Origin of the sequence: Microbacterium sp. Leaf203 (assembly GCF_001421275.1) — a bacterium.
Lineage (GTDB): Bacteria > Actinomycetota > Actinomycetes > Actinomycetales > Microbacteriaceae > Microbacterium > Microbacterium testaceum_A.
The window spans coordinates 35,162-60,568 of sequence record NZ_LMKF01000025.1 but is presented as its reverse complement, the minus strand read 5'-3'; the positions used below and the strand labels follow the sequence as shown (position 1 = coordinate 60,568).

Below are 25,407 nucleotides of genomic sequence, written 5' to 3'. Positions count from 1 at the left end.
CTAGCTTCCGTGGAAGATAGAATGGGGAAATGGATGCCGACCACGTCGACGAGATCGTCCAGCACTGGGCCGCCGAACGCCCCGACGTCGACGCCTCACCCATGCAGGTCATCGGTCGGCTGAGCCGCATCGCCGCTCACCTCGACGCGGAGTTGCTCGAGGTCTTCCGCCGGTTCGGCCTGGGCGAGGGGGAGTTCGACATCCTCGCGACCCTCCGCCGCGGCGGCGAGCCGTTCGCGCGCACGCCGGGTGAGCTGGCGCGTCACACGATGGTGACCACGGGCGCGGTGACGAAACGCGTCGACCGGCTCGTGGCATCCGGTCTCGTGTCCCGGAGCGCCAGCGACGACGACGGGCGCGGACGCGTGATCTCGCTCACCGCGAAAGGCCGCCGGGTCATCGACGAGGCCGTCGTCGCCCACCTGACCAATGAGGAGCGGCTGTTGTCCGGGCTCGACGCCGATCAGCGGCGCACGCTCGAGGCGCTGCTGCGAGAGTGGGGACGGGCGCTCGGCGTCTGACCCCTCGTGCGCCTCGACGGATTCTGTCGCCTCCCGGCCCCGGAAGCGACAGAAGACGGCGGATCAGGCGCTCTTGAGCGCCTTGGCGATACGCTGCGGCGACACGGGCTCTGCCGTGCCGAGGCGCTGAGCGAACAGGCTGACGCGCAGCTCTTCGAGCAGCCAGCGCGTCTGCACGAGGTTCGCCGTCGCATCGGCGGGAAGCGGAACCGCGCCCCCAGCCTCGACGAAGCCCGTGGCCGCGCGCTCGTACTCGGTCATGCGCTGGCGATCGCGACCGGGGTTGTCGGACAGCGTCTTCACCCGCTCCAGCGCTCCGGCGAGATAGCGCGGGAGGTGCTGCAGGCGCGCGAGGCCCGTACGCGAAAGGAATCCCGGGAAGATCAGGCCCTTCACCTGCCCGCGCACGTCGTTCAGCGCGCCCAGCAGCGTGATCGACGAGGCGTCCTTCATCGCGCGGTCGACCTCCCGTTGCGCGAGCAGGATCCTCGCCGCGAGCGACACCGTCTGGAAGGTGCGGTCGACGGATGTTGTGGAGAAGGCGTCGCGCACGCGTTCGAAATCCGCCTTCGTGCGCACGACGCCGCTCGGCGCCTCGCGCAGCAGGACGTCGTCGGCGAGGGCCACGCGCGCATCCTCGATGAGCGCCTTGGCGTTCTGGTACGGCGAGGCAGCCAGCGCGAGCTTCTCGTTCGCGGTGAGGTGGTCGAGCACGTAGGTCGCGGGGGAGGGGACGGCCAGCAGCAGGAGACGCCGGATGCCGGCTCGCGTGTGCCGCGCCGCGTCTTCGGGGGTCGCCTCCACGCGCAGGGCCACGCTGTCGCCCTCATCGACCAGGGCGGGGTAGCCGCGCACGACGCCACCGGCGACGGGGGTGTCGACGACTTCGGTGAGTTCGTCGAGATCCCAGGTCGTCAGCTTCGAGCGCGACGCGAAAGCGGGGGAGGCCTCGGCGACTTTCGCGGCTCTCTGCGCCGGGCGGGCGATCGTCGACTCGACGCTGGACCGGGCCTTGTCGGCGAGACGGCGCTGCAGGGTCGCCAGGTCGCGGTCGCTGCCGATCGCGCGGCCGCGGGCATCCACGGCGCGGAACGACGGCGTGAGGTGGCCGGGAACCCGCTCGAGCTCGAAGTCGGCGGCGCTCACCCGCTGGTTCGCCACGCGCTGCACGAGGGCGGCGAGGGCGTCGACGAGCGTCGTCTTCGGCAGGCCGTTCGCGTGCTCGGGGCCCTTCTCGGCGAGTTCGGCCGAGAATTTCTCCGCCCAGTCGGCGGCGGGCACGACGTTGCGGCGGATCGTCTTCGGCAGCGCGCGCAGCAGAGCGGTGACCAGCTCGTCGCGCATGCCGGGGACCTGCCAGTCGAACCCGTCGGGCCGCAGCTGCGCGAGCAGGGGCAGCGGCACGACCACCGTCACGCCGTCATCGGGGGCTCCCGGCTCGAAGCGGTACGCGAGGTTGAGCGTCTGATCGCCCTGGCGCCAGCGCGCGGGGAAGGCCCGGTCGTCGCCCTGGGCGCGGTCGCCGGTGAGGTCGGACTCGCGCAGGTCGAGCAGGTGCGGGGTGCGGTTCGAAGCGTCTTTCCACCACGTCTCGAACGAGCGCACGTCAGTGACGTCGGCCGGGATGCGGGAGTTGTAGAACGCGAACACGGCTTCGTCACCGATGAGGATGTCGCGGCGACGCTCGCGCTCCTCGATCTTCTCGAGCAGGCGGCGCTGCTCCTGGTTGCGGCGGAGGAACGCGGTGAGGCGCTTGTCGAGCACCGACGGGTCCCACTCGCCCTCGACCAGCGCGTGGCGCACGAACATCTCGCGCGCGAGCGGCCGGTCGAAGCGCGCGAGCTGCACCCGGCGACGCCCGACGAGCTCGACCCCGAAGAGGGTGACCTTCTCGTAGGCGGCGGCGGAGCCGGCATCCTTCGACCAGTGCGGCTCGCTCAGCGAGCGCTTGACCAGGTCGGGGGCGAGATCCTCCGCCCACGCCGGGTCGACGGCGGCGACCGTGCGGGCGAACAGGCGCGAGGTCTCGACGAGCTCGGCGGCCATGACGGCCGAGGGGCGCTTCTTCTTCAGCCCCGAGCCCGGGAAGATCGCGAACCGCGCCCCGCGCGCGCCGATGTACTCGCCCTTGGTGGGGCGGGCATCACCCGGCGCCTTGCGGTCTTTGGCCTGCGCCATGGTTCGGGGATCCAGGATGCCGAGGTGCGACAGCAACCCGGAGAGGATCGCGCGGTGGATCGCGTCGCCGGCGGCGTGCCCCTCGGGGGCGGCGTTCCGGTCGGCGGCTGTCGAACCATGTCCCGATTTTCGCGCTGCATGTCCCGAATTGTGCGGCCTGGAGGGGTCTGAACCAGCCGAAAGTGGGACATGGTTTCTCGAGCGCCCGCCGCGACGGCCTCCGTCGCCGGAGTCCCGCGCGCCGCCGTCGCCCGACCCACGCGCGCCGCCCTCGCCCGACCCGCGCTCGCCGCCGAGCGATCGGAGCTGCCGGTGCACGTCCATCCACTCGCGCACGCGCACGTAGTTGAGGTGCTCGCTGCGGCACAGTCGCCGGAACGCGCTCGAGCCCAGCTCGGCCTGCTTCTCCTGCAGGTAGTCCCACAGGTTCAGCAGAGAGAGGAAGTCGCTGGTGGGATCGGTGAACCGCGCGTGGAAGCGGTCCGCCTCTTCGCGGCGCTCCTCGGGCCGTTCGCGCACGTCCTGGATCGACATGCCCGACACGATCGCGAGCACCTCGGGCTGCACGTCGTTCCGGCGCGCCTCGATGAGCATGCGGGCGAAGCGCGGGTCGATCGGCAGGCGCGCGATCTCGCGGCCGATCTCGGTGAGGCGGGGGCCGTCCTCGCGCGGACCCCGTCCGCCGCGGTGCCGGGACGGGTCGCCGTCGCCGCGGACGTCGCGCTCGCGTGAGGTGTCGGCACCGCGCCTGCCGGGGGCGGGCAGCTTCACCGCGCCGAGCTCGACGAGCAGGTCGAACGCGGCCTTCACGCCCCGCGAGTCGGGCGGGGTGAGGAACGGGAAGGCCTGGATGTCGCCGAAGCCGAGCGACAGCATCTGGAGGATGACGGATGCCAGCGAGGTGCGCAGGATCTCGGGCTCGGTGTACTCGGGGCGACGCGTGAAGTCGTCTTCGGAGTAGAGCCGGATCGCGATACCGGGCGAGGTGCGCCCCGCTCGCCCCGAGCGCTGCTGCGCCGACGCCTGCGACACGGCCTCGATCGGCAGGCGCTGGATCTTCGACCGGTTGCTGTAGCGCGAGATGCGGGCGGTTCCGGTGTCGACGACGTACCGGATGCCGGGGACGGTGAGACTCGTCTCGGCGACGTTCGTGGCGAGGATGACGCGGCGACGCACGCCCGCGACGCTCGAGCGCTCGAACACGCGGTGCTGTTCAGCCGCGGACAGGCGCCCGTACAGGGGCAGGACCTCGGTGGGGGAGGTGTCCTTCTGGTACGCCCCGCGGATGGCATCCGCTGCATCGCGGATCTCGGCCTCTCCGGGGAAGAAGACGAGCACGTCGCCCGGGGCCTCGCGATCGAGCTCGCGGAGGGCCGCGACGACGGCTCCGACCTCGTCCCCGTCGTCGTCGGAGCGCCCCGGCTTGGCGGCCGGTCGGGCCGGGCTGCGGGGCTTCTTCGGCTGCGGCGCCGGGGTCCCGGCATCCGGGGTCTCGTCGTCGGCGTCGTCGGAAACCTCATCCGCGCCGTCCACCGGCCGATACCGGATCTCGACCGGATACGTCCGGCCCGACACCTCGATGACCGGCGCCGGGGTCGGCTCGCCGCCCGGCTCGGTCGGAGCCGCCGCGAAATGCCGCGCGAAGCTCTCGGGGTCGATGGTCGCCGAGGTGACGATGACCTTGAGGTCGGGGCGCTTCGGCAGGATGCGGCGCAGGTAGCCGAGCAGGAAGTCGATGTTGAGCGAGCGCTCGTGCGCCTCGTCGACGATGATCGTGTCGTAGCGGCGCAGCAGTCGGTCGCGGTGGATCTCGTTGAGCAGGATGCCGTCGGTGACCAGCGCCACGCGCGTGTCGGCCGACACCTTGTCGGTGAAGCGCACCTTGTAGCCGACGGTCGAGCCGAGGGGAACCTGCATCTCGTCGGCGATGCGCTCGGCGATCGTGCGCGCGGCGATGCGGCGCGGCTGCGTGTGAGCGATCGAGGTGCGGCCCAGTTCGAGGCAGATCTTGGGCAGCTGCGTGGTCTTGCCCGAGCCGGTGGCCCCGGCGACGATCACGACCTGGTGGTCGCGGATCGCGCGCGCGATCTCGTCCCGCGCGGCGCTGACGGGCAGCTCGGGCGGGTAGACGATGACGGGTTCGACAGACACAGCCTTCCAGCGTATCGCCCACCCATCGCGTGAGTCGCCAATTTCCGTCGCTTGGGGCTGCTCGAAGCGACATTTCCTGGCGACTCGCGCGAGGGGCCACTTCCTGTCGCCTGGCCCGTGCCTGGGCGACATAAAGCGACCGCTCACGGGGGGAGCGCCTACGGCATCGACGCCTTCTGCTCGACGATCCGCCGGGCCGCGGCATCCACCTTCGCGGCGAACGCGGGGTCGCTCTCGGCGCGCGACAGCACCGCCTGGTGCATGTCGGGGTACACCGAGGGGTCGGCCGAGACCAGCAGCAGGTCGACCCCGGCGTCCACGGCGAGGGTGGCGCGATCGGCCGGAGACCAGGGCTGCACCTGGCGCGCCGCCGACAGGTCGTCGACGGTGATCACGCCGTCGAACCCGACGCGGTCGCGCAGCACGTCCACCACCGCGGGTGAGAACGCGGCGGGCGCGCTCGGGTCGATCCGGGCGTAGATCGCGGTCGACATCATGACGATCGCGTCCCCTTGGGGCAGGACGCTCGCGTACACGCCCACGTCTGCGCCGTCGGCGGTGACCGTGTCGTCGGTGACGCCCGTGCGGGTGTCGGTGTTCTCGTCGACGTGCCCCAGGCCCGGGAAGTGCTTGAGCGTGGGCATCACGCCGCCGTCGCGCATGCCGGCGGCGAACGCGCCGACCTTGGTGGCGACAGTGGTCTCGTCGTAGCCGTACTCGCGCGCGAGCGCGCCGATCGGAGGATTGGATGCCGCGAACTCCGGGCTCGTGACGATGTCGGCGACCGGAGCGAGGTTCATGTTCACCCCCGATTGCGCGAGTTGCGTGCTCCAGGTCGCGGCGGAGGAACGCAGGGCCGCGTCGGTCTGGGCGGCCTGCTCGACGGCCGAGGGGATGCGGTCGAAGCCCGGACCCTTCAGCACCTGGACGGTGCCGCCCTCCTGGTCGGTGGCGACCCACAGCTGCGGAGCGGCCGCGCCGACGGTGGAGGTGAACTGCCCGATCAGGTCTGCGGCGGCCTGGGTGCCGGCATCCGACCTTCCGTGCAGGAAGATCCCGCCCACGTGATCGTCGCGCACGGCGGCGAGGGTCGTGGGGTTGGCGCCCTCCACCGACGTGCCGACCATGAACATCTGGCCGACCTTGTCCTGCAGGCTCATCCCCGCGAGGGGATCCGGGGTCGCGGTGGGCGTCGGCGTCGGGGACGGAGAGGGGGATGCCGTCGGCGCGGGCGCCGCGGCCGGGGCGCACGCGGTGAGGGTCAGGGCCGCGAGCAGGAGGAGGGTCGTCGAGCGCGTGGCGGTTTTCACCCCTCGATCGTCGCCGATGACTCTGGACGGTCCCCGGGTCTTGACGCTGATCCGCGCGCGGCGATCACCCGTTGCCGGCGGAGCAGGTGGCCTGGTTTGCCTTCGTTCCGCTGACGTTGCTCGGCAGTTCGACGACGCCCGGCGCGGCGCTGGAGTCCGTGGCATCCGGTGCGGGGGTGCTCGCCTCGGGGGCGGGCTCGCTCGGCGCGGGGGTCGGGGCCGAGGGGTCGGTGATGACTCCGCCGTTGGCTCCCTCTTCGCCGGTCAGTTGCAGAGGGGCGTTGGTGTCGAGCGCCTCCCACAGGGTTGCGGCCGACGCCTGGTCGGGGATCACGTGGTTGTTGTCCGCGGGGTCGTCGACCACCGGGAACTGCACGAACGTGATGTCGCTGAACGGCACGTCCTTGAGGGTGTAGGCCAGCTGAGCGATGCGGATCGGGTCGGCGAGGCTCTCGCTCGGTTCGATGTTGTTCACCGCGGTGTTGGCGAGCCCGATGAGGGTGCCGGGGTTCGAGAGCACCTCGTCGCTGCGCAGCTTGTTGATCAGCCGCGAGAGGTACTGCTGCTGGTTTCCGATGCGGGCGAGGTCGCTGCCGTCGCCGATGCCCTTGCGTGTGCGCAGGAACGCCAGGGCATCGTAGCCCTTGACGACGCGCGGGCCCGGCTCCCAGTCGATCCCCGCGTCGGGGTCGTCGATGCCGTCGCCGCCGATGCAGACCTCCACGCCGCCGATGGCGTCGGTGATGTTGACGACGTTTCCGAAGCTCACCTTCGCGGCGAACGGGATGCTCTGTCCGCTCAGCTCCGAGACCGTGTCTGCGACGCAGGTCAGTCCGCCGGCTTCGTACGCGGAGTTGATCGGGGCCTTGTACGACGCCGACGAGGTCGAGCCGTCGGCTCCCGTGCATTCCGGGATGCCGATCTGCAGATCGCGGGGGAACGAGACGACGGTGACGCGACGGGGGTTCGTCGAGACGTGCACGAGCATGTTGACGTCGTTGCGGGTGCCCTCGTTGCCCGGGTCGGAGCAGCGCGCGCCGAAAGCCGCCTTCACCTGGTCGTCGCACTCGTCGGTACCGACGACGAGCACCGAGAAGGGTTCGTTGTAGGCGCTCAGCGCGGGCGGTTCGGCCGGGGCGTCCTTGAGGGGAACGGCGGCGTCTTGCAGACGCTGCGACAGCGAGAACGCGTAGAACCCTCCGACCGCCACGGCCGCGACGAGCACGACGGTCACGGCGATGGCGACGAGCTTCGCTCCCCGACGCCAGGCCGAGGAGGGGTCGCGTCGAGCGTGCCGGGTGGGAGGCTGCGGCGTCATTTCGGTAGTCAACCACGCCGGCGTGCGAGAAGGCGGGGGATAAAGGACTCGACCCGCGCGTCAACCCCGAGAACCCTTCGAGACACCGCTCCTAGGCTCTTCTCATGACCGTTCCTTCAGTTCAGCTCAACGACGGAAACTCCATCCCCCAGCTCGGCTACGGCGTGTTCCTCGTGCCCGCCGACGACGCCGAGCGTGCCGTGTCCGAGGCCCTCGAGGTGGGCTACCGCCACATCGACACCGCCGCGATCTACAAGAACGAAGAGGGTGTCGGCCGCGCGATCGCGGCCAGCGGCATCCCTCGTGACGAGCTCTTCATCACCACCAAGCTCTGGAACGACCGCCACGACGGCGACGAGCCGCTCGCCGCGATCGACGAGAGCCTGCAGAAGCTCCAGCTCGACGCCGTCGATCTGTACCTCATCCACTGGCCGACGCCGAAGAACGACAACTACGTCCACGCGTGGCAGAAGATGATCGAGATCCGCGAGGCCGGCAAGGCCCGCTCGATCGGCGTCTCGAACTTTCTCGTGCCGCACCTCGACCGCATCGTCGCCGAGACCGGTGTGACCCCCGTGGTCGACCAGATCGAGCTGCACCCCGCCCTCAGCCAGCGCGAGATCGCGGCCTGGGGCGCCGAGCACGACATGCACATCGAGTCGTGGGGTCCGCTCGGCCAGGGCAAGTACGACCTTTTCGAGCTCCCCGCGGTGAAGGATGCCGCCGAAGCCCACGGCAAGAGCCCCGCTCAGGCCGTGCTGCGCTGGCACATCCAGCACGGGTTCATCGTGTTCCCCAAGTCGGTGCGCCGCGAGCGCCTCGAGGAGAACTTCGACCTGTTCGACTTCGAGCTCACCGCCGACGAGATGGCCGCGATCGACGCGGTCGACCCGGGCGACGGCTCGGGCCGCGTGGGCACGCACCCCGACGACCTCAACTGAGGTCGGCGCACCCGCGCGCATGAACCGCCTCGCGAACGCCTCGAGCCCCTACTTGCGGGCCCACGCCGACAATCCCGTCGCGTGGTTCCCCTGGGGGGCCGAGGCGTTCGCGCTCGCGGCCGAGAGAGACGTCCCCGTGATGGTCTCGATCGGGTACAGCACCTGTCACTGGTGTCATGTGATGGCGCGCGAGTCGTTCCAAGACCCCGAGACCGCTGCCGAACTCAACGCCGGCTTCGTGTCGATCAAAGTCGATCGCGAGGAGCATCCCGACGTCGACGCCGCCTATCTCGACGCGGCATCCGCCTTCACCCCGCACCTCGGGTGGCCCCTGACGGTCTTCGCCTCGCCCGAGGGGCGCGTTTTCTACGCCGGCACCTACTTCCCGCCGGCCCCGCGCCCTCCCCAGCCCTCGTTCCGTCAGGTGCTCGCCGCGGTCCGCGAGGCGTGGACCGAACGCCGGAACGAAGTGGATGCCACGGGCTCCTCCCTCCGCGAGGCTCTGGCCGCCGCCGCCACCGCAGCGGCAGACGCTCCTCCCTCCCTCGAGCAACTCGCCGCCGCGGCGCGGACCGTCGTGGCCCGCGAGGACCGCGAGTACTCCGGCTTCGCCGCCGGGCCCGCGTTCGAGACCCCGAAGTTCCCGAACACTCCCGTTCTGCGCTTCCTGCAGCACCCGGCTCTGACGGCGGATGCTCGGGATGCCGCTGACGTGGCATCCCGCGCCCTCTCCGCCATGGCCCGCTCCGACCTGCACGACCTGGTCGAGGGGGGCTTCTTCCGCTACGCCACCCGCCGCGACTGGAGTGTGCCGCACTACGAGCGCATGCTCACCGACAACGCGGGTCTCGTCGAGGTGGCGCTCGCCGCGGGCGACGACGCCGTCGCCACCGATGCCGCGCGGTTCCTCGTCGACGTGCTGCAGCTGCCCTCGGGCGGAATCGCCGCAGCCCAGGACTCCGAGTCGGTGATCGACGGGGTCCGCACCGAGGGCGGGTACTACCGCGCCTCCGATCGCTCGGGGCTGCAGCCTCCGGCGCTCGACGCGAAGGTCGTCACCGGCTGGAACGGACACGCGATCGCCGCTCTCGCCGCCGCCGGAACCCGCACCGACCCGCGCTTCCTCGAGGCGGCCCGGTGGGCCGCCGACGCCGTGCTCGAGAGCAACGTCGCCGACGACGGAACCCTCCGACGGGCTTCGCTCGACGAGGTCCGCTCCGCAGCCCCGGCGACGCTGGAGGACTACGGCGGTCTTGCTCGAGGCCTCCTGGCGCTCGCTCGCGCGACCGGCGAGGTCGCCTACGCGTCGCGGGCCCGGGCGTTGGTCGATCTGTGCCTCGGCGCAGACGGCATCCATCCTCCGGGCGGCGGCGACCCCGTGCTCGTCGCTCAGGGCATGCAGTCGCACGCCGTGCCCACCGACGGCGCCTCGCCCTCGGGCCCGTCGGTGTTCGCCGCGGCCGCTCTCGACCTCTGGCGCCTCGGGGCGGGGGAGTCGTACCGCACCGCGGCCGAGACGCTCGTGCGCGCCGCCGCCGATGCCGCGCTGGCGTCGCCGCTGGCGCACGGAGCGATCCTCGAGGTCGCCCTCGGCCTGGCGTCGGCCCCGCGCCAGCTTGTCGTGGTGGGCGAGACGGATGCCGAGATCGCGGAGGCCGCGCGCCGCGTCGCGGCCGATGTCGTGGCGGTGGTGTCGCCCGCGCAGGCTCTCGCCTTCGCCGAGGCCGGGTTCACGCTGTTCGAGGGCAAGGTCGCACTCGGCGGCGAGGCGACGGCGTACGACTGCCGCGCCTTCGCCTGCGCGCTGCCGACGACGGATGCGGGGCGGCTGGGCTGAGGGCGGTCACTCCAACAGATGCCGCAGGTACCTCCCCGGCGACTCGAGGAACCCGCGCTGCAGCCGCACCAGCTCCAGGTCTTCCCAGGCGCTCTCGCGGATGCCCCAGTCGCCCAGCTCGAGGATCGTCGCCCCGGGCAACGCGGCCAGCACGGGGGAGTGGGTGGCGCAGATCACCTGGGTGCCGCGGGAGCGCATGCGGTCGAGGGAGGCGAGCCAGCGCAGCGTCGATGAGAACGACAGCGCCGCCTCGGGCTCGTCGAGGCAGGCGAGGCCCGAGACATAGTGCGGGTGGTCGAGCGTCTCGTCGAGCAAGGCGTTGAAGGACTCGCCGTGGCTCATCGTGTGCAGGCTCGGGGCCGGGCCGTCCAGGTCGTCCCTCCAGCTGTAGTAGCCGTGCATCGTCTCGGCCCGCAGGAAGAACCCCCACCGCGGGGCGCGCGGGCTCCGCTCGATGCGCAGCCACTCGCCGAGCGGACTCTCGGTTCGCCGAGTCTCGCCGCCGCCGTTGGTCGAGCCGCCCTCGGCCGGCAGGCCGGCCGCCTCGGCGATGCCCTCGATGAGCGTCGACTTGCCCGACCCGTTCTCACCGACGAGGAAGGTCACGCCGGGCCCGAACTCCCATCCCTCGCCGCTAGCCACCTCGAGGAACTGCGCGACCGCGGGAACGGTGGCCGGCCACGCGGCGGGGTTCACGGCGGCATCGCTGAACGCCTTGACCCGCTGCACCGGCCGCGGATCGTTCAGCCACTCATCCCCGCGGGTCATCGCCCCCACCCGGTGGTCGGTCGGTGGCGAGCAGAGCGGCGGATGCCGAGCCCCCGGCGCGCCGGATGCACTCCACCCGTCCGCTCCCGCCGCCCGCTCATCCGGCTCAGATCCAGGTCGGCAGCCAGTTGTGCAGGCGCCAGAACTCGTACGGGACGGGAAGACCCGCCCACACCGGGTACCAGAACGCCGAGATGACGAGGCAGAGTCCCAGGAACACCAGCACGAGGACCTGCCCGCTCGCTCTCGAGGCGTCCTTCACCCCGCGGGCGACATCGCGCAGCGCGAAGGCGAGGGCGAGCACGAGGAACGGCAGCATCGCCACCGTGTAGAACTGGAAGATCGTGCGCTCGGGGTAGAGCAGCCACGGCACGTAGGTGGCGGCGAGCCCGGTCAGCACGAGAGCGAAGCGCCCGTCGCGGACGACGACGAATCGTACGAGCAGGTAGAGGGATGCCGCGACCCCGGCCCACCAGATGATCGGGTTCGCGATGCTCGAGATGGCCTCGGTGCACCCCGTCGGCAGGGCGCACCCGTTGACCCCGGTCTGGTCCTGGTGCCAGTACATCGAGGTGGGGCGGATGAGCAGCGGCCACTGCCAGGCGGGGCTCGCGTAGCTGTGCGGGGTGACGAGTCCGACGTGGAAGTTGTACATCTCCTGGTGGTACGCCCACAGCTGTCGAAGCGGCTCGGGGATCCACCCCCAGATACCCGTCGCGGCGACCGGGGTGCCGCGCATCCACCCGCCGGTGGTGAACAGCCAACCCGACCAGCTCGCCACGTACACGACGACCGCGACCGGTACGAGCAGCACGAACGATGCGAGCCCCTGGCGGACGGCATCCATCGGCCATTGATCGATCCCCGCGCGGCGACGGGCGAGCGCGTCGGTGATCACGGCGTACAGGCCGACGGCGGCCAGCACGTACAGCCCCGACCACTTCACGGCGGTGGCGGCTCCGGCGGCGGCTCCCGCGGCGACCAACCACGGACGGTTCCACAGCACGGGGCCCCAGGTGTGCCGTTCGCCCGGAAGGGCCGCGATCGCGGCCCGCAGGCGGTCGGCGGTGCGGCGGTGGTCGAGCGCGACGAACCAGAAAGTCAGCACGACGAAGAACGTCAAGAAGATGTCGAGCAGCGAGATGCGGCTCAGGACGATGCCGAGGCCGTCGATCGCGATCAGACCGGATGCCACGGTCGCGAACGGGATCGAGCGGGTGAGCGTGTGCGCGAGCAGGTACACCAGCAGCACGGTCGCGGTGCCGAAGACCGCGGCCGAGATGCGCCAACCGGTCGCGGAGTCCGGGCCCAGCAGCGCCATGCCCGCGCCGATGAGGATGCGCCCGAGCGGGGGGTGCACGACGTAGCTGCCGATGCCGGTGAAGACGTCGGTGTCACCCGCGACGAAGCTGGCGTCGGCGCCGTCGGGCCAGGTGGAGGGGTAACCGAGCACCCACTGGCTCCACGAGTCCTTCACGTAGTAGGTCTCATCGAACACCAGCTGGTGCGGGTTGCCGAGGTCGATCAGCCGCAGCACCGCCGCGACGACGGTGACGAGCAGGGGAGCGAGCCAGCGCCACAGGCGGGATCCGCGGGGGCTCGCGAGCAGGGCGTCGCGCCACCGGTCGATGCGCGTCTGCTCGACGACGGGGAGCAGCGGAGGGACGGCGGTGGTCACGGGCCCCAGCCTAAGGTGGAACGGTGATCATCCTCGCGGCGACCCCCATCGGCAACCTGGGCGACGCCTCGAAGCGTCTGATCGAGGCGCTCGAGAACGCCACGGTCGTCGCGGCCGAAGACACCCGCACCACGCAGCGCCTGCTCGCCGGCCTCGGGGTCGAGAACCGCCCGCGCCTGATCGCCCTGCACGACCACAACGAGAAGGAGCGCGCGGCCGAGCTCGTCGAACTCGCGCGCGAAGACGACCTGCTCGTGCTGAGCGACGCGGGAATGCCCACCGTCAGCGACCCGGGCTTCGGGCTCGTCGCGGCTGCGGCTGCCGCCGGCGTGACCGTCACGGCCATCCCCGGGCCGAGCGCCGTCGTCACCGCGCTCGCGGTCGCCGGGCTCCCCACCGACCGCTTCGCCTTCGAGGGCTTCCCGCGTCGCAAGCCGGGGGAGCGCCGCAAGGCCTTCGCGCAGCTCGCCTCGGAGGAGCGGACCCTCGTCTTCTTCGAGTCGCCCTCGCGCCTGGCATCCACTCTCGAAGATCTCGCGAGCGCGTTCGGCGCCGATCGTCCCGCCGCCGTCTGCCGCGAGCTCACGAAGCTGTACGAAGAGGTCAAGCGCGGCACCCTGGCCGAGCTCGCCGCGTGGGCGGCCGAGGGCGTGCGTGGGGAGATCGCGATCGTCGTCGGCGGCGCCTCGGCGCGCGAGGTGGCGTTCCCGGATGCCGTGACCCAGGTGCTCGAGCTCGTGCGCGGCGGCACGCGGCTCAAAGAGGCCGCCGCGGAGGTGGCGTCGCAGACGGGTCACTCGTCGCGCGAGCTGTACCAGGCCGCGCTCGCCGTGAAACGCTGAGCGTCTCCGCGCGTCTTCGCGTGAGGGGTCGATATGTGTCGCCTGGCGCGCTTCTCGGCGACACCAACTGACGCCTCACGCGCGAGGAGCGCCGGCGGGCCCGTCACACGGTCGGCCGTGTCGAAGGCTCCCGTAGAATCTCCAGGTGACTTCCGGCCGATCCTTCTACATCACGACGCCGATCTACTACCCCAGCGATCTGCCCCACATCGGGCACGGGTACACGACCGTCGCCGTCGACACGCTCGCCCGCTGGCATCGCCAGGCGGGGGACGACACCTGGATGCTGACCGGCACCGACGAGCACGGGCAGAAGATGCTCCGCGCCGCCGCCGCCAACGGCGTCACCCCGCAGGAGTGGGTCGACAAGCTCGTCACCGAGTCGTGGTTCCCGCTGCTCGAGACGCTCGACGTCGCCAACGACGACTTCATCCGCACCACGCAGCCCCGCCACGAAGAGCGGGTGCAGCAGTTCGTGAAGGCGCTTTTCGACCGCGGCTACATCTACGCGGGCGAGTACGAGGCGCTGTACTGCGTCGGCTGCGAGGAGTTCAAGCCCGAGGCCGAGATCGTCGACGGAACCGGCCCCTTCGAGGGCCTCAAGGTCTGCGCGATCCACTCCAAGCCCCTCGAGCTGCTGCAGGAGAAGAACTACTTCTTCAAGCTCAGCGAGTTCCAGGACCGGCTGCTCGAGCTGTACAAGACGGAGCCCGACTTCGTGCGCCCCGAGTCCGCGCGCAACGAGGTCGTGTCGTTCGTTCGTAGCGGTCTGAAGGACCTCTCGATCTCGCGTTCGGCGTTCGACTGGGGCATCACGGTTCCGTGGGACCCCTCGCACGTCATCTACGTGTGGGTCGACGCCCTGCTCAACTACGCCACCGCCGTCGGCTACGGCACCGACCCCGCCGAGTTCGAGCGTCGCTGGCCGGCGTTCCACGTGGTCGGCAAAGACATCCTGCGGTTCCACGCCGTGATCTGGCCGGCCATGCTGATGGCCGCGGGCCTCGACGTGCCGCGCGGCGTCTTCGCGCACGGATGGCTGCTCGTCGGCGGCGAGAAGATGTCGAAGTCGAAGCTCACCGGCATCGCGCCCACCGAGATCACCGACGTCTTCGGCTCCGACGCGTACCGGTTCTACTTCCTCTCGGCGATCGCGTTCGGCCAGGACGGTTCGTTCTCGTGGGAAGACCTGTCGGCCCGCTACCAGGCCGAGCTCGCCAACGGCTTCGGCAACCTGGCCTCGCGCACGGTCGCGATGATCTCGAAGTACTTCGAGGGCGTCGTGCCGGCGCCGGCCGCGTACACCGACAGCGACCTGACCATCCAGAAGATCGTGGCGGATGCCGCGACCACCGCCGACGCGGCCATCGAGCGATTCCGCACCGACGAGGCGATCGCGGCGATCTGGACGATCGTCGACGCGCTGAACGGCTACATCACCGAGAACGAGCCGTGGGCCCTGGCCAAGGACGTGTCGACGCGCGAGCGCCTGGGCACGGTGCTGTACACCGCGGCCGAGGGCCTGCGCGCCCTCGCGGTGCTGCTGTCGCCGATCATGCCCGAGTCGACGTCGAAGCTGTGGGTCGCGCTGGGCGCGGCCGACGGCCTAGGCGCTCTCGTCGCGCAGCCGATCCGCCAGGCGGGCGCCTGGGGCCTGCTGCCCGCGGGCGCCACGGTCACGTCGCTCACCCCGCTCTTCCCGCGCGTCGAGCAGGCGTGACGCAGGTGCCCTCCGAGTCGGCGGCGGCGGTCCCTGGGTCCGTCGAAGGATCCTCCGCAGCGGCCGCCGCCCCCGGCTCGACGCCGGTCGAGCGTCCCCGCGACACGATCGGCGACGGCGATCCGAGCCAGTACGTGCGCGAGCGTTCGGTCGACGGGCGTCGCGACGTCAGCTATCCGCCGGCGCCCGAGCCTCTCGGCATCCCGGTCTACGACAATCACACGCACCTCGAGATCGAAGACGGCGAGACCGGCCTCTCGTTGGACGAGCAGCTCGAGCGCGCTCTCGCGGTCGGCGTGCACGGGGTCGTGCAGGCGGGCGGCGACATCGACTCCTCGCGGTGGTCGGCGTGGGCCGCGCGCTCGCACCCGCGCGTGCTCGCAGCCGTGGCGATCCATCCGAACGAGGCTCCCGCGTACGAGCAGGCGGGGGAGTTGGATGCCGCGATCGCCGTCATCGACGAGCTCGCCGCCGAGCCGCGGGTGCGGGCCGTCGGCGAGACGGGGCTCGACTTCTTCCGCACCGAGGCCGACGGCATCCCGGCCCAGATCCGCTCGTTCGAGGCGCACATCGCGCTGGCGAAGAAGCACGGGATCGCGATGCAGATCCACGACCGCGACGCCCACGACGCCGTGCTCGAGACCCTGCTGCGCGTCGGTGCTCCCGACAAGACGGTCTTCCACTGCTTCTCGGGCGACGCCGGCATGGCGCGCATCGCCGCCGACCGCGGCTATTACCTCTCGTTCGCCGGCAATGTCACGTTCAAGAACGCGCAGAACCTGCGCGACGCGCTCGCGGTGACGCCCCTCGACCGCATCCTCGTCGAGACCGACGCCCCGTTCCTGACGCCCGTGCCGTACCGCGGCCGCCCCAACGCGCCGTACCTGATCCCGGTGACGCTCCGCTTCCTCGCGGCAGAGCTGGCGATGGATGCCGACGAGCTCGGCGCCCAGGTCGCCGCGAACACGCTGGAGGTCTACGGCGCGTTCGAGGACTGAGCGCGCGCGGATCTCCGTCGGGGTTTCGCCCTCGACGCCACCCTGAGAACGACGAAGGCCGGAACCCCGCGGGGCGCCGGCCTTCTGGCATCCGGGATCAGGCCTTGGCCTTGTCCTTCGGCTTGCGGACGAAAAGGGTCTCGGTCTGCTCGAGCTCCATGCCCTTGGTCTCGGGAATGCGCAGCAGCACGTAGACGAACGACAGCCCGGCGAACAGCGCGTACATACCGTAGGTGAGCGGGAGCGACCAGCTCGACATCGCCGGGAACGACACCGTGATGGCGAAGTTGGCGATCCACTGCGCGCCGGCGGCGACACCGAGCGCCTTGCCGCGGATGCGGCTCGGGAAGATCTCGCCGAGCAGCACCCATACGAGCGGGCCCCACGAGGCTCCGAAGCCGACGACGAAGACGTTCGCGGCGACGAGCGCGACGCTTCCCCACGGGGCGGGAAGCGAGACGTCCTGGCCGGAGCCGGTCGCGAACGCGAACGACAGGGCCATGGCTCCGAGCGAGACGGTCATGAGGATCGAGCCGGTCAGCAGAATGGGCTTCCGGCCGACGCGGTCGACCAGGAAGATCGCGACGAAGGTGACCACGACGTTGGTGATCGAGGTGATCACCGAGATCAGCAGCGAGTTGCTCTCGTCGAAGCCGACGGCCTTCCAGAGCGTCGTGGAGTAGTAGAAGATCACGTTGATGCCGACGAACTGCTGGAACATCGACAGCAGGATGCCGGTCCAGACGATGCCCTGAAGGCCCAGCACGGGTCCGCGCAGCGACACGTTCTTGTTCTTGCGATCGGCCTCGATCGTGTTCGACAGCTCGTTCATCGTCTTGTCGAGATCGGCCGGCGGAACGAGGCGCGCGAAGATCGCCTTCGCCTCGTCGCGCTTGCCCTTGGCGAGCAGGTAGCGCGGCGACTCGGGGACGGTGAACGACAGGATGCCGTAGACGGCGGCGGGGATCACGCCCACCAGGAACATCCAGCGCCAAGCCTCGAGGCCCAGCCACAGCTGGTTCGCCGCACCGCCGGCCGAGTTGGCGAGCAGGGCGTCCGACAGCAGCGCGCCGAAGATACCGAGGGTGATGGCCAACTGCTGCAGTGACGCGAGCGAGCCGCGGATCTGGCGGGGCGCGACCTCGGCGATATACGCGGGAGCGACCACCGAGGCGATGCCGATGCCCAGGCCGCTCATCACGCGCCAGAGGATCAGGTCGGGCACGCTGAAGGTGAGGGCCGCACCGATCGACGACACGAAGAACAGCACCGCGCCGAGCAGCATGACCTTCAACCGGCCCCAGCGGTCCGAGAGGGCGCCGGCGATGATGGCTCCCACCGCGCAGCCCAGCAGGGCCACCGCGACGACGAAACCGGTGAGCACCTGCCCCAGCTCGAAGTTGCCGTCGACCGCGTCGACCGCGCCGTTGATGACGGAGGAGTCGAAGCCGAAGAGGAAACCGCCCACCGCGGCCGCGACCGAGAGGCCGATGGCTCGTCGCCCGTAGGGGCTTCTGAGGGTGAAGGCGTTCGAGGGGATGGACTGCGTTTGACTCACCTCATCACGCTACTCCTGCGTATGCGACGCGGCGGGTACTGGCGGGATCGCTGACTACAGTGGAACAATGCCCGTTTCCCTGCTCGGTGCCGCCGAGATCCGTCGGCTCGCCGCCGACCTCGACGTCACTCCCACCAAGAAGCTCGGGCAGAACTTCGTCGTCGACGCCAACACCGTCCGCAAGATCGTGCAGGCGGCCCAGGTGACGGCATCCGATCGTGTCGTCGAGATCGGTCCGGGCCTCGGATCCCTCACTCTCGCGATCCTCGAGACGGGCGCCTCGGTCGTCGCCGTCGAGATCGACCACCGCCTCGCCGAGCGTCTTCCGGCCACGGCGGCCGCGCACGACGTTCCCGCCGATCGCCTCACGGTCATCGACGCCGATGCCCTGCGCGTCGACGAGCTCCCCGGTGAGCCGAGCGTGCTGGTCGCGAACCTGCCGTACAACGTGTCGGTGCCGGTCCTCCTGCACTTCCTCGAGACCTTCCCCTATCTGCAGCGCGGTGTCGTGATGGTGCAGGCCGAGGTGGGGGAGCGCCTGGCCGCCCCTCCCGGGTCGAAGGTCTACGGAGCCCCGAGCGTCAAGGCCGCCTGGTACGGCTCGTGGCGTCTGGCCGGCACGGTGTCGCGTCAGGTGTTCTGGCCCGTGCCCAACGTCGACAGCGTGCTGGTCGGTTTCGATCGGGATGCCGAGCCCCGGGGCACCGAGGAGCACCGGCTGCGCACCTTCCAGATCGTGGATGCCGCCTTCCAGCAGCGCCGCAAGATGCTCCGTCAGGCGTTGTCGGGCGTGCTCGGCGGCACCGCGGCCGAAGCCTCGGCGCGCCTCGAGGCGGCCGGGGTCGACCCGACCCTCCGCGGAGAGCAGCTCACGGTCGAGGACTACGCCCGCATCGCCGCGTCGTCCTGACGGTTCGGCTGATCGCGGCCGCCGTGCCGGGGCGCGGCAGGCGGCCCGCGTGTGCCCGACGGCGGGGCGTTCGGCGACTCGCCGTGCGGGCCGGCCGGTACGCGGCGTGTCGACGACGACGTCCGCGGTTGTGCTCAGCCCACTGCGCTGCGGCCGAGCCAGATCCGGCGCGGGGTGAATTCCCGCCGTGTTCATCACGCGTTCCCGAAACATGTCTGTAACATTTCGAGCCAACCGGGAGCATCACGCCGGTGACGAGGTCGTACCCGACGGCCCGAGAGGATCGAGATGCGTTACGCCGAGTACCCCCGAGCCGAACGTGTGCTGCTCCACCTGAGCGACACCCATCTCCGAGCCGGCGGTGCACCGCTCTACGACGACGTCGACTCCGAGGCCTACCTCGCCCGCGCGGTGGAGGCGATCGAGACGTCGGGAATCCGCCCCAACGCCCTCGTCTTCACCGGCGACCTCGCCGACTTCGGTGAGACCGACGCGTACGACCGCGTCCGCGCCCTCGTCGAGCCGCTCGCCGAGCGCCTGCGGACCCGCGTGGTGTGGGTGATGGGCAACCACGACGATCGAGCGGCTTTCCGGTCGCGGCTGCTTCCCGCCGACGACGCCGAGGCGACCGCCCCGGTCGATCGCGTCGACGAGTTCGACGGCCTGCGCATCGTGACCCTCGACACCTCGGTGCCCGGGTCGCACCACGGCGAGGTCACCGCCGCGCAGCGCGAGTGGCTCGCCGAGGTGCTCGCGACGCCGGCCCCGCTCGGCACGATCCTCGCGATGCACCACCCGCCCGTACCCAGCGTGCTCGACCTCGCAGCCTCCGTCGAGCTGCGCGACCAGCGGAGCCTCGCGGGGGTGCTGCGCGGCAGCGACGTGCGCGCGATCCTGGCCGGTCACCTGCACTACTCCACGTTCGCCACGTTCGCAGGAATCCCCGTGTCCGTGGCATCCGCCACCTGCTACACGCAGGACCTCATGGTCCCGGTCGGCGGGACGCGCCCTCAGGACGCGGCCCAGGGCTTCAACATCGTGCACGTCTACGACGACACGGTGGTGCACTCGGTCGTGCCCCTGGCCGCCAGCGCGGCCCTCCAGTACGTGGATGCCGAGGAGTCCCAGCGTCGATTGCGCGATGCCGGGATCGTCGTCCCGACCTCGCGGGCGTTCAGCGGACCGGTGTCGCCGCCGACGACGCCGCTGCCGATCCTTCGCTGACCGAGGTCTTCTCCCACGGGGCGGCGACCGGGAAGTAGCGCTCGAGGCACGCCCGGAGCGCGGGGACGCGCACCTCTTCGGGGATCTCGGGCACGCTGCCGTCGTTGAGGCAGAACATGTCGGTGTCGCGGCGCGAGACGAGACGCTCCATGGTGCGCAGCGAGTCGAGCTGCGTGGTCTGTACGTAGCGGGTGCGGGGCTCGGTCGTGATGATCGCGCGCCCGGTCGCCAGCGCGTAGTAGTGGTACAGGCTGTTCGTCACCGAGATGTCGGTGGCCGAACGGAACCGGCTCGCGGCGGTGCGGGCGTAGTCGTCGGCGAACTCCTTCTCGAGCTCGAACGCCACCGAGCGACGCAACGGGGTGGCGCAGTGCTCGAGGTCGAGCGTGATGACCCGGCCGAAGCGTTCCCTGAGCAGTGCGCGGTTCACGCGCAGGCCGTTGTCGTGGCCCGAGCGCTCGATGTGCGCCGGGCCGCTGCCGATGCGCACGCCGCTCTCGACGAACCGGCTGACCCCACCGCCGCTGAAGAACAGCTCGGGGGTGACGGGGCGGCCGAAGAACATGTCGTCGTTGCTGTACAGGAAGTGCTCGGCCAGCCCGGGGATGCGGTGCAGCTGCGCCTCGACCGCGTGGGAGTTGTGCGTGGGCAGCACCGAGGGATCGGCGAAGAACTCCTCGCTGCGCACGATCGTCACCTTGGGGTGGTCGGCGAGCCACTCGGGGGTGGGGGAGTCGGTCGCGATGAAGATGCGGCGCACCCACGGCGCGTACATGTGCACGCTGCGCAGCGCGTAACGCAGCTCGTCGACCTGGCGGTAGCGCGCGGCGTTGTCGTCGCCGTCGCCGACGACGTAGCCCTTCATGCGAGCGGCACGCTGGCGTTGGAACTCGCTCGACGAGCCGTCGACCCACGAGAAGACCATGTCGACGTCGGCCGTGAACTCGTTGGGGTGCGGGTCGAACATCCCCGAGACGGTCATCCACCGGCGCCCGTACCGCTCCACCTCGACGAGGTCGAGGTCGGCCGCGGCGAACTTGCGGCGGGTGAGGGCGCTCGGGCGCGGGGCTTCGATGGTCTTCTCGCCGAAGCGCCACAGCTCGAGTCGCGGAGCGAGAGAGGCACCGTAGCGGTACGACCCCTCGGTCGAGGTGCGCGGGCGGAACACCGCGTACGCCTGGACCGATCCGGGCGCGGGGTGCACGCTGTGCGCGGGTACGGGGTCCTCGCCGCGGGCCTTCAGGTACACCGGGCCCAGCTCGGGGTCGCGCAGAGCGGTGAGCGCCGCCTCGGCATCCGCCGTGTCGACGACGAGCTTGGGGCGACGGTTCGCGTCGCGCACGAGGAGCACCTTCACACCGGCCGCCTCGATCGCGGACGCCGCGGTGAGCAGGTCGTCGCGCTCGGCCATCGCGGGCGTCGACGAGTCGTCGACGACGTGCAGGATGCCGTCGTGCATGCGGATGTCGGACCGGGACAGCAGGGCGCGCCAGGGGTCGGTGTCGATCGACAGGGGGACCATCGGGCGCATTCTGCCTCCTCGGGGGTGGGTGCATGGGATCCGGTCACCGTATGGTTCCGGGGTTACGAAGACGTTTCGGCCTCAGCGCCGAACGACGGGGAGCGGAGCACTACTGTCGAAGAGTGACTCAGATCGCTCGCTCCGGCCCGGACCTCCCCGTACCGCCTTGCGAGCGACGGCGGGAAGCAGGCCGACGTTCCAGTTTCGCACACGGCGAGAGCCCCCGGCGCGCAGGACGGCGGTCGTCGCGATGAGTGCGCAGACTCCGGCATCCGTCCGCGTCCGCGCCCCCGGCAAGATCAACGTGTTCCTCGAGGTGGGTGACGTCCAGGACGACGGGTATCACGAGCTCGCCACGGCGTTCCAGGCGGTCTCGCTCTACGAAGAGATGGTCGCAACGCCCGCGGACGAGATCACGATTGACGTCTCGGCGCGCGGTCCGGTCGACATCGAGGGCGTCCCCACCGACGATCGCAACCTCGCCGTCCGCGCGGCTCGACTTCTGGCGCAGACCGCGGGCATCGACCGCGGTGCCCACCTCGCCGTCCGCAAGGCCGTTCCCGTCGCGGGCGGCATGGGCGGCGGTTCCGCCGACGCGGCCGCCGCACTGATCGCGTGCGATGCCCTCTGGGGACTCGGGATGCCGACGAGCGAGCTCGTCCGGTTGGCCGCTCGCCTCGGCGCCGACGTGCCCTTCGCCCTGCTCGGCGGAACCGCCGTCGGAACCGGTCGCGGCGATCAGCTGAGCCCGGCGCTCGCGCGCGGACGCTTCGACTGGGTGCTGGTGCCGAACGAGACGGGCATGTCGACCCCCGTCGTCTACGGCGAGCTCGACGCGCACCGTCGGCGCCACGCCGTCGACATCGGGCCCGCGCCCCGCGTTCCCGCGGTCGATCGCGACGTCCTGCACGCTCTGCGCCAGGGCGACGCCGGGATGCTCGCCGCAACCCTTCGCAACGACCTCCAGGCGCCGGCCCTGCACCTGCGTCCAGACCTCGCCCGCGTCCTCGAACGCGGAGAGAGCTCGGGAGCGCTGGCCGGGATCGTGTCGGGATCCGGCCCGACCCTCGCGTTCCTGGCCGCCGACGAATCCTCCGCGATCGACCTGCAGGTCACCCTCAGTGCCGCGGGCCTCGTCGCTCTGCACGTGCACGGGCCCGTGCCGGGTGCTCGAGTGGTCTGACCGCGCCGCACCATAGCCGAGGTCGACACACGGAGCAATGTTCGCTTTTCATGCCGACCACCTGGTTAGCCTCAGTCGAGGTGGACCGCCACCGCTGGGTGCCGTGCCCGCGGGGTGCCACGAAGGGGGTTTCCCATGAAGGCAGTGCTCGACGGCGTCGTGATCGCCGAAGCAGACCGCGACGACCTGGCCTCGATCGAGGGGAACTGGTACTTCCCGCCGCAGTCCGTCCGCGAGGGCGCGCTGCACAAGAGCCCCACCCCGTACACCTGCCCCTGGAAGGGTGCCGCCCAGTACTGGAACGTCTCACTCGACGGTGCCGAGCTGACCGACGGCGCGTGGTCGTACCCCGACCTCTACCCGGGAGCCGTGGAACGAGTGGGCAAGGACTTCGCCGGATTCGTCGCGTTCGACCGGAAGGTCGTGGTCTCCGACTGAGGTCGGGTGAGCACATGATCGAGTTCTCGGCCGTCTCCAAGGTCTTCCCCGACGGCACCCGCGCCGTCGACGACTTCCACCTCGTCATCCCCTCGCGCAAGACCACGGTCTTCGTGGGCTCGTCCGGTTGCGGCAAGACGACCCTGTTGCGGATGATCAACCGCATGGTCGAGCCCTCGTCGGGCACGATCGCCATCGACGGTGCCGACATCGGCGGCAAGCCCGCGGTGCAGCTGCGTCGCAGCATCGGCTACGTCATGCAGAACTCGGGTCTGCTGCCGCACTTCACCGTGGCCGACAACATCTCGACCGTCCCCGTGCTCCAGGGCCAGAGCCGCAAGGCCGCCCGCACGCGTGCCCTCGAGCTCATGGCGACGGTCGGTCTCGACAGCGCCATGGCCGACCGCTATCCGAGCCAGCTCTCGGGCGGGCAGCAGCAGCGCGTGGGCGTGGCCCGCGGTCTCGCCGCCGACCCCAACATCCTGCTCATGGACGAGCCTTTCGGCGCGGTCGACCCGATCGTGCGCGACGAACTGCAGCAGGAGCTCATCCGGCTGCAGAGCGAGATCGGAAAGACCATCGTCTTCGTCACCCACGACATCGACGAAGCGTTCCTCCTCGGCGACCAGGTCGTCATCCTCGAGAAGGGCGCGAAGATCGCCCAGGTCGGCACGCCGAGCGAGATCGTCGAGAACCCCGCCAGCGACTTCGTCGCGAGTTTCATCGGAGCGGTGAAGGGAAAGCGCGCGCTGCACCTGAAGCAGACCCCGACCGGGACGGTCGTCGTCGATGCCGAAGGTCGCACGCAGGGTGCGCTCGTGGAGGACTCCCACCCGTGAACTGGGTAGGCAACAATCTCGACCTCATCGGGGAACTGACGCTGATCCACCTGCGTCAAAGCATCGTCGCGTTGATCGCGGGCTTCGTGCTGAGCGTTCCGCTCGGGTGGGTCGCGTGGCGCTATCGGCTCGTGCGCAGCGGCGTCATCACGATCACCGGGCTGCTGTACACGATCCCGTCGCTGGCCCTGCTGATCCTCGTGCCCGTCGTCACCGGCTGGTACAGCATCGTCAGCGAGACGAATCTCATCGTCGCCCTGGCCATCTACGCCGTCGCGATCCTCGTCCGCGCGGTCGCCGACGGACTCGACTCGGTGGACGCCGGGGTGCGTCAAGCCTCCACCGCCATCGGCTACGGCTCCTTCCGGCGCTTCTGGGCGGTCGAATTCCCCCTCGCCGGTCCCGTCGTGCTGGCGGGGCTGCGCGTCGCCTCGGCGAGCACGATCGCTCTGGCCACCGTCGGCATCCTCGTCGGCATCCAGAACATCGGCTACCTGTTCACGAACGGGCTTCAGCGGCGCATCATCCCCGAGGTCTTCGCGGGCGTCGTGGCGGTCGTCGTGCTCGCCCTCGTGATCGACCTGCTGCTGGTGATCGCGGGGCGCCTGCTCATGCCGTGGACGCGCGGGACGAAGACCGTCTCACGGCAGGCCAACCGGACGTTGGTGAAGGCATGAACCTCCTCGGCGACGCGATCGGGTGGATCTTCTCGGGCGACCCCGGTCGAGGTTTCGACGCCATCCCCGTCGCGATCGGCGTGCAGTTGCTCTACACGGTCGTCGCCGTGCTCATCGCCGGCGCGATCGCCGTCCCGCTGGGGTGGTACATCGGTCACACCGGCAAGGGACGCGAGACGGCCGTTGCGATCTCGGGCGCCGCTCGTGCCATCCCGTCGTTCGGTCTGCTCATTCTGCTGACGCTCCTTCTCGGTGTGCTGCACAAGCCGGAAGCGGCGATCATCTCGTTCGTGGTCCTCGCCATCCCGTCCCTCCTCGCCGGGGCCTACACCGGCTTCGAGGCGATCGACCGCCGCGTGATCGACGCGGGTCGATCGATGGGGATGACCGAGTCGCAGATCCTGTGGCGTATCGAGGTGCCCCTCGGGCTGCCGCTCCTCGTCGGGGGCATTCGCGCGGCGACCCTGCAGGTGCTCGCCACGGTGACGATCGCGGCGTACATCGGTCTCGGCGGGCTCGGCCAGTACATCATCGCCGCGATCCCCCTCCGCCGCTTCGACATCCTGATCGGCGGGGCGATCCTCGTCGCCGTCCTCGCGCTGGTCATCGACGGCCTCTTCGCCCTTCTCCAGCATCTGGTCGTCCCCCGTGGCATCCGTGCCGCGGGGTCCGCCCAGCCGCAGCCGCGCTCCGCTCGTCAGCGTCGCGCGGAAGCCCTCGCCGTCGGGGCGCCCACGGCGCCTCCGGCGACCCCTTGACCCACCCGATTCCCGAATCACCAGAAAAGAGAGCAC

Annotated in this window: 20 protein-coding genes; 13 read left to right on the top strand and 7 right to left on the bottom strand. The window is 70.6% G+C overall.

What is annotated here, in order from left to right:
- Positions 1 to 29: 29 nt before the first annotated feature.
- On the top strand, positions 30 to 521 hold the full coding sequence (locus ASE56_RS10155; RefSeq protein WP_056228737.1) for a MarR family winged helix-turn-helix transcriptional regulator: 492 nt from the start codon (positions 30 to 32) through the stop codon (positions 519 to 521).
- 63 nt (positions 522 to 584) lie between these two features.
- Here ASE56_RS10155 and ASE56_RS10150 read toward each other — a convergent pair whose 3' ends face one another.
- The 3 genes from ASE56_RS10150 to ASE56_RS10140 all read right to left on the bottom strand — a co-directional run bounded on the left by ASE56_RS10150 (position 585) and on the right by ASE56_RS10140 (position 7,478).
- Positions 585 to 4,850 (bottom strand): DUF3418 domain-containing protein, encoded by a 4,266-nt coding sequence (locus ASE56_RS10150; RefSeq protein ID WP_056228734.1) that lies wholly within the window; start codon positions 4,848 to 4,850, stop codon positions 585 to 587.
- A 158-nt stretch (positions 4,851 to 5,008) separates the two neighbouring features.
- Complete coding sequence (locus tag ASE56_RS10145) at positions 5,009 to 6,160, bottom strand: glycoside hydrolase family 3 N-terminal domain-containing protein (RefSeq protein WP_156371667.1); 1,152 nt, start codon at positions 6,158 to 6,160, stop codon at positions 5,009 to 5,011.
- A gap of 64 nt (positions 6,161 to 6,224) precedes the next feature.
- Entirely contained in the window at positions 6,225 to 7,478 is a 1,254-nt protein-coding gene (locus tag ASE56_RS10140; protein ID WP_056228731.1) for an LCP family protein, read from the bottom strand.
- A 104-nt stretch (positions 7,479 to 7,582) separates the two neighbouring features.
- On the opposite strand from ASE56_RS10140, the gene ASE56_RS10135 reads away from it, so the two are divergent.
- Positions 7,583 to 8,419 (top strand): aldo/keto reductase, encoded by an 837-nt coding sequence (locus ASE56_RS10135; RefSeq protein ID WP_056228728.1) that lies wholly within the window; start codon positions 7,583 to 7,585, stop codon positions 8,417 to 8,419.
- 19 nt (positions 8,420 to 8,438) lie between these two features.
- Entirely contained in the window at positions 8,439 to 10,256 is a 1,818-nt protein-coding gene (locus ASE56_RS10130) for a thioredoxin domain-containing protein (protein WP_056228725.1), read from the top strand.
- A 6-nt stretch (positions 10,257 to 10,262) separates the two neighbouring features.
- Here the strand turns inward: ASE56_RS10130 and ASE56_RS10125 are convergent, their stop codons facing one another.
- Both ASE56_RS10125 and ASE56_RS10120 read right to left on the bottom strand, forming a co-directional pair.
- Positions 10,263 to 11,024: an AAA family ATPase gene (locus tag ASE56_RS10125; protein WP_056228721.1), complete on the bottom strand. Its 762-nt coding sequence runs from the start codon at positions 11,022 to 11,024 to the stop codon at positions 10,263 to 10,265.
- 106 nt (positions 11,025 to 11,130) lie between these two features.
- A complete protein-coding gene (locus tag ASE56_RS10120; protein ID WP_082450403.1) occupies positions 11,131 to 12,702 on the bottom strand; it encodes a dolichyl-phosphate-mannose--protein mannosyltransferase in 1,572 nt (523 codons plus the stop codon).
- Positions 12,703 to 12,725: 23 nt separating this feature from the next.
- Between ASE56_RS10120 and rsmI the strand changes: the two genes are divergently transcribed.
- From rsmI to ASE56_RS10105, 3 genes are all read left to right on the top strand, one after another.
- Positions 12,726 to 13,544, top strand: coding sequence for a 16S rRNA (cytidine(1402)-2'-O)-methyltransferase (rsmI, locus tag ASE56_RS10115; protein ID WP_056228713.1), 819 nt, complete (start codon positions 12,726 to 12,728; stop codon positions 13,542 to 13,544).
- Positions 13,545 to 13,689: 145 nt separating this feature from the next.
- Positions 13,690 to 15,264, top strand: coding sequence for a methionine--tRNA ligase (gene metG, locus ASE56_RS10110; protein WP_056228710.1), 1,575 nt, complete (start codon positions 13,690 to 13,692; stop codon positions 15,262 to 15,264).
- A gap of 107 nt (positions 15,265 to 15,371) precedes the next feature.
- Positions 15,372 to 16,262 (top strand): TatD family hydrolase, encoded by an 891-nt coding sequence (locus ASE56_RS10105; protein ID WP_056229775.1) that lies wholly within the window; start codon positions 15,372 to 15,374, stop codon positions 16,260 to 16,262.
- 97 nt (positions 16,263 to 16,359) lie between these two features.
- Here ASE56_RS10105 and ASE56_RS10100 read toward each other — a convergent pair whose 3' ends face one another.
- Entirely contained in the window at positions 16,360 to 17,820 is a 1,461-nt protein-coding gene (locus ASE56_RS10100) for a sugar porter family MFS transporter (protein WP_056228707.1), read from the bottom strand.
- A gap of 67 nt (positions 17,821 to 17,887) precedes the next feature.
- Here ASE56_RS10100 and rsmA point away from each other — a divergent pair, with 67 nt between their 5' ends.
- Positions 17,888 to 18,730, top strand: a complete 843-nt coding sequence (gene rsmA / locus ASE56_RS10095) for a 16S rRNA (adenine(1518)-N(6)/adenine(1519)-N(6))-dimethyltransferase RsmA (protein WP_056228703.1) — start codon at positions 17,888 to 17,890, stop codon at positions 18,728 to 18,730.
- Positions 18,731 to 19,018: 288 nt separating this feature from the next.
- Complete coding sequence (locus ASE56_RS10090; protein WP_056228699.1) at positions 19,019 to 19,954, top strand: phosphodiesterase; 936 nt, start codon at positions 19,019 to 19,021, stop codon at positions 19,952 to 19,954.
- On the opposite strand, the gene ASE56_RS10085 is transcribed toward ASE56_RS10090, so the two are convergent.
- Positions 19,905 to 21,485, bottom strand: a complete 1,581-nt coding sequence (locus tag ASE56_RS10085) for a stealth family protein (RefSeq protein ID WP_056228695.1) — start codon at positions 21,483 to 21,485, stop codon at positions 19,905 to 19,907. The two genes, ASE56_RS10090 and ASE56_RS10085, sit on opposite strands and share 50 nt — an antisense overlap.
- Positions 21,486 to 21,726: 241 nt before the next feature.
- Between ASE56_RS10085 and ASE56_RS10080 the strand changes: the two genes are divergently transcribed.
- The 5 genes from ASE56_RS10080 (at position 21,727) to ASE56_RS10060 (ending at position 25,371) form a co-directional block, all read left to right on the top strand.
- Entirely contained in the window at positions 21,727 to 22,659 is a 933-nt protein-coding gene (locus tag ASE56_RS10080; protein WP_056228692.1) for a 4-(cytidine 5'-diphospho)-2-C-methyl-D-erythritol kinase, read from the top strand.
- A 135-nt stretch (positions 22,660 to 22,794) separates the two neighbouring features.
- A complete protein-coding gene (locus tag ASE56_RS10075) occupies positions 22,795 to 23,097 on the top strand; it encodes a DUF427 domain-containing protein (protein WP_056228689.1) in 303 nt (100 codons plus the stop codon).
- A 14-nt stretch (positions 23,098 to 23,111) separates the two neighbouring features.
- Positions 23,112 to 23,936 carry an ABC transporter ATP-binding protein gene (locus ASE56_RS10070; protein WP_056228686.1) on the top strand — a complete coding sequence of 275 codons (825 nt, stop codon included), beginning with the start codon at positions 23,112 to 23,114 and terminating at the stop codon, positions 23,934 to 23,936.
- Positions 23,933 to 24,613: an ABC transporter permease gene (locus ASE56_RS10065; protein WP_056228682.1), complete on the top strand. Its 681-nt coding sequence runs from the start codon at positions 23,933 to 23,935 to the stop codon at positions 24,611 to 24,613. The genes ASE56_RS10070 and ASE56_RS10065 overlap by 4 nt, the downstream gene beginning before the upstream one ends.
- Positions 24,610 to 25,371, top strand: coding sequence for an ABC transporter permease (locus ASE56_RS10060; protein WP_056228679.1), 762 nt, complete (start codon positions 24,610 to 24,612; stop codon positions 25,369 to 25,371). The genes ASE56_RS10065 and ASE56_RS10060 overlap by 4 nt, the downstream gene beginning before the upstream one ends.
- Positions 25,372 to 25,407: the final 36 nt, after the last annotated feature.

Coding starts and splice junctions, on each gene's coding strand:
- ASE56_RS10155 (WP_056228737.1), top strand. CDS start 30: ATGGATGCCGACCACGTCGACGAGATCGTCCAGCACTGGGCCGCCGAA.
- ASE56_RS10140 (WP_056228731.1), bottom strand. CDS start 7,478: ATGACGCCGCAGCCTCCCACCCGGCACGCTCGACGCGACCCCTCCTCG.
- ASE56_RS10135 (WP_056228728.1), top strand. CDS start 7,583: ATGACCGTTCCTTCAGTTCAGCTCAACGACGGAAACTCCATCCCCCAG.
- ASE56_RS10130 (WP_056228725.1), top strand. CDS start 8,439: ATGAACCGCCTCGCGAACGCCTCGAGCCCCTACTTGCGGGCCCACGCC.
- ASE56_RS10125 (WP_056228721.1), bottom strand. CDS start 11,024: ATGACCCGCGGGGATGAGTGGCTGAACGATCCGCGGCCGGTGCAGCGG.
- rsmA (WP_056228703.1), top strand. CDS start 17,888: ATGCCCGTTTCCCTGCTCGGTGCCGCCGAGATCCGTCGGCTCGCCGCC.
- ASE56_RS10090 (WP_056228699.1), top strand. CDS start 19,019: ATGCGTTACGCCGAGTACCCCCGAGCCGAACGTGTGCTGCTCCACCTG.
- ASE56_RS10085 (WP_056228695.1), bottom strand. CDS start 21,485: ATGCGCCCGATGGTCCCCCTGTCGATCGACACCGACCCCTGGCGCGCC.
- ASE56_RS10080 (WP_056228692.1), top strand. CDS start 21,727: ATGAGTGCGCAGACTCCGGCATCCGTCCGCGTCCGCGCCCCCGGCAAG.
- ASE56_RS10075 (WP_056228689.1), top strand. CDS start 22,795: ATGAAGGCAGTGCTCGACGGCGTCGTGATCGCCGAAGCAGACCGCGAC.
- ASE56_RS10070 (WP_056228686.1), top strand. CDS start 23,112: ATGATCGAGTTCTCGGCCGTCTCCAAGGTCTTCCCCGACGGCACCCGC.
- ASE56_RS10060 (WP_056228679.1), top strand. CDS start 24,610: ATGAACCTCCTCGGCGACGCGATCGGGTGGATCTTCTCGGGCGACCCC.